Source organism: Sphingobium limneticum (genome assembly GCF_008710165.1).
GTDB lineage: Bacteria > Pseudomonadota > Alphaproteobacteria > Sphingomonadales > Sphingomonadaceae > Sphingobium > Sphingobium limneticum.
Genome location: NZ_VYQA01000024.1, coordinates 37712 through 46598, shown reverse-complemented (window position 1 = coordinate 46598; position 8887 = coordinate 37712). Strand labels below are relative to the sequence as shown.

Below are 8887 nucleotides of genomic sequence, written 5' to 3'. Positions count from 1 at the left end.
CGTGCTCGCTCCCTGCGCCAGCACAATCTCAACTTCACGCAGCTTGCCGATGATCTCTTCCGGCTTGTGCTTCTTGCTCGGCATTCAATGTCCCTTTCATGGTCCAGACTATCATAGTCTCTGGGCCACTCAGCGGGGGGCAGATCACCTATTCGAATCGCAATATGTGAGCGCCATCGGCCTTACGGTAGATGATATCCGCTCCCTAATGCCGACTACCGCTCCTTTGCCTGGCGACTTGTTCGATCATGTAATCGGATTTCTCAACCGAAGCGGCGACCAGATGGAGCATGTCTACGTCCTGGAGAAACGAGGTGCGCTCGACAATCCCAAGGACAAGGACGCCCGCCGCCTAGTCTATAAAACTGCCAGCGCCGGGGCAACGATGCTGCGGGACATGATCGACCGCGCGTGGCGCGAGGCAGCAACAACGAGGCCTGAAGTGGTTGATCCGCTGGATCCGAACAATGAAGATTTCGACCCGGAAACCGGATCAGCTCCTCCGCCAAAGGCGCGCTGAGCGCCTTCTCAAAATCACATCATGGAGTATGCTATGGCCAGCCTGTTCAAACAGCTCTGTGCGATGATCTTCGCATCCCCCTTACTCATCGTCTCCGCACAGCAGCCAGCAGCTGCTTGGACCCGCACCGGTCACGCCGCAATCGGCTTTGTCACGGAAGCGAAGCTCAAGACCGACAATTGGGTAGTCTGGAAAAAGCTCGCAGCCCTGCTGGGCGCAGCCAATCTCTATGACGAGGATATCGCAGGCTGGGCAGACGATATGCGGGCGAACTATCCCGATGTAGCTCATTCAGTGCGCATTCCCGTACTCGGCGCGATACCTGCAGCGTCAGACCCCGCCTGCTTTCCCAGTCAGCCCAATGTCATGTGCGCGGACAAGGCGATCGCTTATTATTCCGCGATACTCAAGAATGAGGCTAACGCGCCGGCACAGCGTCTGGAGGCGCTCAAGTTCATCCTCCATCTGGTAGGCGATCTCCATCAGCCGCTGCACGGAGCAGAGCCGGGCGGATATAATGAGGTGCTCATTGCAGGCGGGGTCCTCGCCCCGACAAACCAGAATGGTACATGGGTCTATCCAACCATCCACGGGGTCTGGGACTATTCCATCGTGAAGCGTCACGGCAAGACAGCGATCGGACTGGGGCAGGAACTTTGGACCAACACGGTCAATCCGCCAGTAGGGTTCACCCCGCGAGACTGGGCCGTCGAGAGCCGGAACCTGGCAAAGCAGCACCTCTTCCTCGATCCTGCCAACCCCAGCGCCAACGATGCCAACAAGGTGACGATATGTGGCGGACGCACGGGAACTGCTTGCCCGTCCAATCCGGAAACCCTGCCAGCGGATTATGAAACCAGGCAATATGCCTTGGCAGTCTATCGGATGAAGCAAGCTGGCCTGCGGCTAGCCGAGCTTCTGGTGAACTTGCTCACGCCTTAAGCTGGCTGTGTACCCGCAATTTCATGAGCGCCGGGTGCGGAAAATTCGCGTCCGGTGCATCCAGCCGACGCCATCGGCTTTCTTGATGATGGGATCGGCGGGGAGAAACGATTGGATAAGAGTATCGGTGAGCACGGATCAGGACCCCTGAAAACCGTGCGCAGGACTTAAAATCCTGAAGCTCGAACCAACAGACTTACCAACAAATCTCATGGTAACCACCTGGGCGTGATGATCCTGTGTAAGATCATGGTTCGGCCGATGTGCTGGGTTGTGCGTGGGGTATTGGTCCCTGCTTTTGGCGGGACGGCGCAAAGCCTAGGGTCACTATGTTTGCGAAGTGTTATGCGTTGGTTGCGGGAGTAGGATTATAAATCATTGCGCAGGTCTTTGAAATTAAGTAAATCTACAACAATTGTAATTAGAAAAGTTCAACTATTTAACCAACAACCAAATTGAACCTCTTGAGACAAATTGAACCATTGTGAAATCAATGTCAATTACATTATCTAATCTCGCACATGACCGAATGGTCACACGTAGAAATCCGTAAAACACCTTCGGAATTGATTATTTTTGGCCAATCAGCGAACGGTGTTCAATCGTTCTATCATTTGCCTACTTGCCTTAAAAAAAGGTCGGTTTTTGGCTTCAACCGCCACCGGCTCGCCAGTCCTGGGGTTGCGGCCTGCACGCGCTCCATAGCTTCTCACGGAAAAGATTCCGAAGCCGCGTAGTTCTACGCGGCCACCAGAATTGAGCTGGCCCACGATCGCTCCGAAGAATGCTTCGACGATCGTCTCGACCTCACTTTGGGTCAGCCCCGGATTTTCCTCAGCGATCCTATCAATCAAATCAGATCGTACCATATTGCTTTCCTGCCCCGTTAGGTCGGGGCACACTGGCAGAGATGCTAAAGCCCGGAAAGATGCGTTTCTATCGTGCCCTTTGCACGACACGCCCTGTGCAACATATAAGGTCCAATGATGCTACCGTGTACCTGCCTTGCCAGCCCTGCGCAGAAGGAGCAACCGCCGCCGAGCTGCCGGGGACAAACTTGCAATTGTTACTCCATCAGACTGTCCGCAAGTGGCCGTAACAATCTTGTCACCGCGTTCAGTCGAATCGACAGGCTTTATTTTGAATTGCCGGCGCAATCGCTTCAGACGAGTAGATCTAGGCGCTGACAATTTGCATATCCCTTTACTGCAAGGCCCGTCGTGGCGTGCCGCATGACCGCTGGCTGCGAATGCTTCCGATCCGCAAAAATATCTGACTGTTCCGCTCGTCAGTTCGTTTGTCCGCCAGGCACCTCTCGGCTCCGACGGCCGCGCGCCATGATCACTGGCGGCCACCGGTTCGGGGCCTATCATTGTTGCGCACTGGAGAAGGTTCTTTTTCAAGACCCAGCGCGTGATGAAGCTGCATCAGCCTATCTGCTCGCACAGGATTTGGAAGCGCCAAAAAATCCGGACGAGGAAATGTCGACGCAACCGCATCGACTATCTCGCCCCGGTACTGCCAAAGACGTCCCTGCCGAACCGCGCGCGCAGGTGCTCGGCGACGCGAAGGCTATAGCGCCTCTGCCGCCAGGCAGTCGGGCTATGATAAATCCCTACCGCCTTCCAGAAGTCATTGGTCGTCGAAAGGCCGGAGAGGAATATCCAACGCGCGGCTTCTGTATTGAAACAGGCGTCATGTTTTAGCCAATGCCGCGTCTGCCGGTCTGACTGGCCTGTGAGCTTTGCGATCCTGGGAACCCACCAGCTGTTGATCTGGAGCGGCCCCAGATCATGGCTCCCGTTCGCATTGGGAACCTCCGCGCCTATCCAGCCTCCCTCCTGATCGCGAAGTCCCCATAATGTCCGCTCGAGCCACGTTGCGCCCCTTGAGGCGGCCTTGATGCAGCGAGCAATCTGGGCGGCCTCGGAGCGGCTTTCGCCGGCAACGGCATGGGGGGTGGACGCGCACATCGCTATCCACAACGCGATTGTGAGCCGGCACTTAGCGATCAGGACCATGATCGCCTCCCCGGTCACGAGCCTGCTTCTGCACATCGCATGGCGGCGGTCGGCTTCCATCGGCCTCGTTGCTCGCCATCATTTTCGTCAGGTATTGGTCCAGTTGGTGCGCTATGTTCAAGGCTCCCGAGGCCAGTCGTGCAGGCAATCCGTGGTCGCCTGATGACCGGCGGCGCAGCCGCGCTTCGAGCAGACGATCGCGCGACTGCGTGCGTCCTTCCAACTGCTCGCTCTTGAGGCTTGCAATATGTTCCGGGTAGCGGCGGGCGAGTTGATCGGCGTGGTCGCGGTCGAGGCGCCCCAACCCCTCTAGCGCCGATGTTTTCGCCCCCGAAGTCCGCTCCAGCTTCTCGACCAGCCTGTCCCGGTCCTGGGTCCATAGCTTCACGCCAAGGCGCGCCCGGGTGATCGCCGTATAATAGTTCTGGCCGTTGACCAGCGGCGAGCCCAGCGGAGCCAGGACATAGACGCGTGCATAGGTGCGCGACTGGGCCGAGTAGATGGTCTCTGCATAGCCATGATCCCAGCTCCTGTGTTTCGACAGGTCGATGTCCTGGACGCTGCCGTCCTTGTCCCAGCGGATGGTGGCAGTACTGCCCTGCAACATCTCGACAGTGCCGCGCTGCGCATTCTTGACCCCAAGCTCATGGGACACGAGGCGCCACTGGATGCGATCGCCTTGCGCCAGATCACGGTTCTCGGAAACGAACACATTGACCTGTCCGCCTTTCGTTAGCCTCGGATCCCAGCGCAGGATGCGGCCATGCTCGTCGACCAGCCTTACCATCGGTCGACCGCGTTCATCCCGCGCCAGCCCCAGCACCCGATATTCCGTATGACGGGCAAGGCCGGCCCCGGCCTGATCGCGTCCGAACGTCACGACCTGTCCCTGTGCATAGAAGCGCGCGAGATGCTTCTCCTGCTCGGACAGACCTGCCGGAGACAGAATGCCAAGCCGCGTATCCTGCGCCGCTATCGCACCCTCGCGCTGCAATACCTCGCGCACCTGGGTATTGACGATCAACCGGGTCGCATTGTCGAGGACGAGGATATTCGTGGATCCCCGCGTTTCAGGCCGAAGGCGCGTCCATTCTCCTACCAGTCCCTTGGCGAGGGCCTCAGCATCGTCGCCCGCTACCACCTTGTCGAGCTGATCGAGAGATCCTGCATAATCGCCTGCGCGCGCCCGCGTCACCGCCTCCTTCATCCGCGCAGTCTCCTGACGGCGCGATTCAGTAAGATGCGCCGTCGACATGCCAAGACGCTGCATCAACCAGAAGGCTTTCCCCTGTTCGATCGCACCTGTCTGCTGGTTGTCTCCCAGGAGGATAAGCCGGGCGCCGGTCCTGCGGCTGATTTCGAGAACCCGTAGTGCCTGACGATTGCCCAGTTGCCCGGCCTCGTCGAGAATGAGGACGTCGTTGGTCGTGAGGCCGTGGCCGCCCCTTGCAAGAAGGCTGGCTACTGTCTGCGACGGTATCCCGGCAGTATCGCCGAGATTGGCCGCGGCCGACGACGTCGGTGCTAGGGCGTGGAGGATGATCCCCGGCTCGGATGCCTGCCGCAGGGATGCGATCAAAGTTGATTTGCCGGCACCGGCGACACCGTGAACCGCCGATACCCGATCGTTGCTACGCGCCGTATCGACCAGCGCTCGTTCCTGTATGGGCGACAGTCCGGCTGTCTCTAAGACTTCTAACAATCGATCGGATGACGCGATCGGCCGAGCATCTCCCATTGCCAGCGCCAGATGCTGCGCCAGCGCCTGCTCGTAGCGAAGCGAGCGCCTGGTCGCCCGCCCGCGGGTCAGAATCTGGTCTCCCGTCTGTTCCCGGGTGGCGAGCAGCTTTCGACGGACCTCATGCCCTTCCAGAAGCGGCCGCATGTCGGAAAAACGCACTTCCCCTACATGGGCAGCCAGTCCCGTCGTGATCAGTCGCCCCAGCGGATTGACCGCTTCCCGTCCTTCCGTCTGCCGCACTCCAAACAGGGCGGCGCGAGCGGCATCGGCCGGCGCAACAGGCCATATTTTCTCGCCCTGTTGTTCGGCTCTCAAGCGCAGGTCATCTAGTGTCAGGGCATGACCGCCAAGGCGCGTGCGCCATTGCAGATGCAGAGCCTCAAGTCCGACCTTCTCTTTTGCTCCCCTCGTTGCACAGAAGGACTGGCGACGGGCCGCCTGCCCCTCGAAACCATGTTGGCGCGCATGCGTATCGATCTGCTCTGCGCGCTGCGACATGGACTCTATGAGCTTTTCCGGGACACCCCGTATTTCGAAGAGGCCTCGCCTGGGATCGACCATGACATCATAGCCCAACGACCGCAGACCATGCGCGAGTTCGTTCCGGTAGATCTGGCCCGAGCTCATCTGTTCTGCGAACATGGCGCGGGTCTCAAGGCTCGCCATTGTCGCGCCTTCTTGCCCGTTCGTCATGTTGAGGACGACGACATGGGTATGAAGATGCGGGTCGAGTTCGCGGCTGGCGTGCTCGGTAAACCGCGCCCACAGCAACCGACCGGTCGTCTCGTGCCGGATTTCTCCGTCCTCCCGACGGCGCAACTGGGCATGTTCTTCGAGCCAGGACAGGGCCGCACTCACCGATCGCTCGTGGACGGTTGCAATACGGTCGTCACCGACCGCTAACGCCATGATCGACACCGACTTGGGAGCGCTCAGTGCGAAGTCCCAGCCGGGATGATGCTCGATACCCTCCTTGCGATGCCGGCCCAAATGCTGTCCGGCTACCTCCCCGCGCAGGAGCTGCTCGAAGATCTTGGCATCGACCTCGCCTGAGAGACCCAGCTCATCGGCTAGCTTGCCGCCCCATTCAGACCCTTCGGTGCCTCCCTTGGTATAATAGTCACCAACCGAATAGTAACGTGCGATGTTGCCGGCCGTGCCGGACAGGCGTCGGGGATGCATCATGCCGGCCTCGAGCGACTGCGGGCACCGCCCTTACGGCCATGCTGGGACAGATCAAAGCCGGTAGGTCGACCGAGCAACGGGGCCGCAGGAGCATCCGGTATGATGGCCGCCGGGACTAGAGATCTTGACCTGCCCATATCGACAGGCAGGCTGTCCCTGACATGATCTGCCTCGAGCGGAAGCTCCAGCCCTGCGTCCGTCGATTTGGCAGCTCGCGCTCTCTTGCGCGCCGGCTTTGGCGGCTCCGAAGGGGAGTCATCGGGTGGAGCGATGGACAGCCTGACGGCCGGCGCTGTCCGTTCCTCGAAGGCGGGAAAGCATGTCGGCTCACGGTTGTAACTGTCGCAAAAGCGCGCGACCGGGAGGTCCCGGCCGAATCGCAGGAACCCGGTCAAGTTGGGCAGGTTAGTGACCTCGGTATGCATCACCAGCGGGCGGGTCACCTGCATGCGCGAGAGATTAACGCCATCACGCATGTCATTGACCCCGTAGGACATGCCTTCATTGGCTTCGACCTGTTCCACCTGCCCCAGATTTTCGGAAACATGTTTGGCCGTCGGGGTATCATTCGCCCTCAGCGCCACCCAGGTCGAGCAGTAGCCGGTGATCGCGGCGGCATCCTGGATACCATAGGTCGCCTCGAGCTGCGGATAGCTCTGGAACCCCAAAATCCCGCACCCGCCATATTTGCGGGCGCGCGCCAGAAAGTCCGAGAGCGACGGCAGCTTCTGGAGCGTGGGAAGCTCGTCAATCACGCAATAGAGTCGGCGATCCCTCTCTGGATCCAGACTCATGATGGCGCTGATGGCGATGTCGAGCCAGACGGTGATCAACGGACGAAGGGAGGGAAGCTGATCGGCCTTCACCGTGATGAACAGCCAGCTGTCGTCCTTCTCGTCGGCCACCCAGTCACGGATCGAAAAGCCATCGAGCGTATCGTCGAGATAGGAGAAGCTGCGCATGACCGACGCCAGTTCAGCGCGGATCCCCGCTGATGTGCGGTCTCCTTCGGTCGATATAAAGGCGGCTGCGTCCGTTCCTTCGGCGAAGGTGGCGAGGTCCTTCAGGGGCGACCGCAGGATCGTGTCGAGCAGGACGGAGACCAGCATTCGCTTGTCGCGCGCCAGCTTGCGAAACACAGCCACGAGTGTGCCGCGCGCGGCCTTTGCCCAGAAGGGATCACCCGACTTGTCGGGTATCGTGGACTCCGCGATCTGGTCGTAATGATAGTCGCGCGGGACATCGACCCAGGGCGACCAGCTGTCGGCGCGGGCGTCCAGAGGGTTCAAAAGGATGTCGTGCCCCGGGCGGTAGAATTTTTCGACGAACGTGCCTGCCGCATCATAGACGATCGCCCGCCGCCCTTCCTTGCGAATGCCGGCCAGCATCTTGACGATAATGTTCGTCTTGCCGGTCCCAGGGGCACCGCAGATCAGGATATGCTCGGGTTCGAAGGCATCGGGTACGGGAATTCCCCCGATCGCGAAGCTGCCTTTGCGGTGTCGCCAGAGCATTCGTCGCAGCTGACGAGGCGAACCGAAGCGCGCGCCGCGCAGGAACTGGTTGGATCCCAGGCCCCTTCCCGTCCTGGTAAAATAGAACCAGGCCCAGAAGAGCATCAGCAGCGCGAAAGCGCCGACCAGCGCGGCCCCGACAAGCAGATGATGCTCCATCGCCAGAAGCGTCTTTGTGGCAACCCCGGACTCCAGAAAGGTGTCCGAGTTGGTCCAATATTCCGGGCCTGTCGGCGCCCGGAACTGCATCGGAGCGCCGCCTGGAACATCGCTCTTGAGCGTGGCCTCGACGATCTTGAACGAGACGTAGCGCTGATAGTCGCTGGCCTTTTCCAGGATGTACCACAAGGTGCCGCCGACCCAGATGACGAGGCTTGCCGTCAGGGTCTGGAGAAACACCTGCGTGGTCATCCGGACATTGTGGACGATGGCCTGCCCGCCCCTCGTCCATGAACCCAGCGTGTCGTTGCGGAAGATGCTCATGAGCGCTCCTCCACGGGATCGATCAGCCCCCGCTCGAGGAGATGTTTGCGAGCGTCTGCGACGCCTCTTGCCAGAAGGTCGGGATGCAGCCCACTTACATAGGCGGCGACGATCGCGAAGGTCTGGATGTTGGTGGAAAGCAGCTCGTCGAAGCGACCATGATAGCCGCCGGCGTCCATGCCTTCATAGCGATCAAGGACGCTGCGGACATAGTCCGCGACATTGGTATCGGAGGCGCGAGCGCCAGCGACGAGACGCTCGTAGAGCGCGTCATTGAACCTGATTGTAACCCTTGCCAAGCGCCGAACTCCTGTTCGTCGCCTGACCGCGTTGTCGATGAAGCCTGCTGCTGGTAGCCGTTTTTCCACATGATATCAAGAGCCTGCCTATCATGTCGGCAAGGGTGGGCGGCTGCCGGATGTTGCCAAGGAGGAACAATATCTTAGCCGGATGTGGCCTTTTGATGACTGCTCATCTGTGC

The 8887-nt window shown here is 59.8% G+C and carries 6 protein-coding genes and 1 pseudogene; 3 read left to right on the top strand and 4 right to left on the bottom strand.

The genetic code is table 11. The features are described from left to right. Both F4U95_RS24990 and F4U95_RS21650 read left to right on the top strand, forming a co-directional pair. Positions 1-520: pseudogene (locus tag F4U95_RS24990) on the top strand (hypothetical protein); the annotation flags it as partial. Positions 521-553: 33 nt separating this feature from the next. Then, positions 554-1462, top strand: a complete 909-nt coding sequence (locus F4U95_RS21650; RefSeq protein WP_161600428.1) for a S1/P1 nuclease — start codon at positions 554-556, stop codon at positions 1460-1462. 584 nt (positions 1463-2046) lie between these two features. On the opposite strand, the gene F4U95_RS21640 is transcribed toward F4U95_RS21650, so the two are convergent. Next, positions 2047-2331 (bottom strand): HU family DNA-binding protein, encoded by a 285-nt coding sequence (locus tag F4U95_RS21640; protein WP_120253611.1) that lies wholly within the window; start codon positions 2329-2331, stop codon positions 2047-2049. 468 nt (positions 2332-2799) lie between these two features. On the opposite strand from F4U95_RS21640, the gene F4U95_RS25470 reads away from it, so the two are divergent. Further along, on the top strand, positions 2800-3168 hold the full coding sequence (locus F4U95_RS25470) for a hypothetical protein (protein WP_161600427.1): 369 nt from the start codon (positions 2800-2802) through the stop codon (positions 3166-3168). Positions 3169-3466: 298 nt separating this feature from the next. Here the strand turns inward: F4U95_RS25470 and mobF are convergent, their stop codons facing one another. The 3 genes from mobF to F4U95_RS21620 are packed head-to-tail and all read right to left on the bottom strand — an operon-like array spanning position 3467 to position 8705. Continuing rightward, a complete protein-coding gene (gene mobF, locus F4U95_RS21630; RefSeq protein ID WP_120253338.1) occupies positions 3467-6409 on the bottom strand; it encodes a MobF family relaxase in 2943 nt (980 codons plus the stop codon). Then, positions 6406-8406: a type IV secretion system DNA-binding domain-containing protein gene (locus F4U95_RS21625; protein ID WP_120253339.1), complete on the bottom strand. Its 2001-nt coding sequence runs from the start codon at positions 8404-8406 to the stop codon at positions 6406-6408. The genes mobF and F4U95_RS21625 overlap by 4 nt, the downstream gene beginning before the upstream one ends. Further along, positions 8403-8705 (bottom strand): hypothetical protein, encoded by a 303-nt coding sequence (locus tag F4U95_RS21620; protein ID WP_120253340.1) that lies wholly within the window; start codon positions 8703-8705, stop codon positions 8403-8405. Before F4U95_RS21620 ends, F4U95_RS21625 begins: the two co-directional genes overlap by 4 nt. Positions 8706-8887 lie beyond the last annotated feature (182 nt).

Bases quoted from the DNA above. Each gene is read 5' to 3' on its own strand.
- F4U95_RS21650 (WP_161600428.1), top strand. From the start codon at position 554: ATGGCCAGCCTGTTCAAACAGCTCTGTGCGATGATCTTCGCATCCCCC.
- F4U95_RS21640 (WP_120253611.1), bottom strand. From the start codon at position 2,331: ATGGTACGATCTGATTTGATTGATAGGATCGCTGAGGAAAATCCGGGG.
- F4U95_RS25470 (WP_161600427.1), top strand. From the start codon at position 2,800: ATGATCACTGGCGGCCACCGGTTCGGGGCCTATCATTGTTGCGCACTG.
- mobF (WP_120253338.1), bottom strand. From the start codon at position 6,409: ATGATGCATCCCCGACGCCTGTCCGGCACGGCCGGCAACATCGCACGT.
- F4U95_RS21625 (WP_120253339.1), bottom strand. From the start codon at position 8,406: ATGAGCATCTTCCGCAACGACACGCTGGGTTCATGGACGAGGGGCGGG.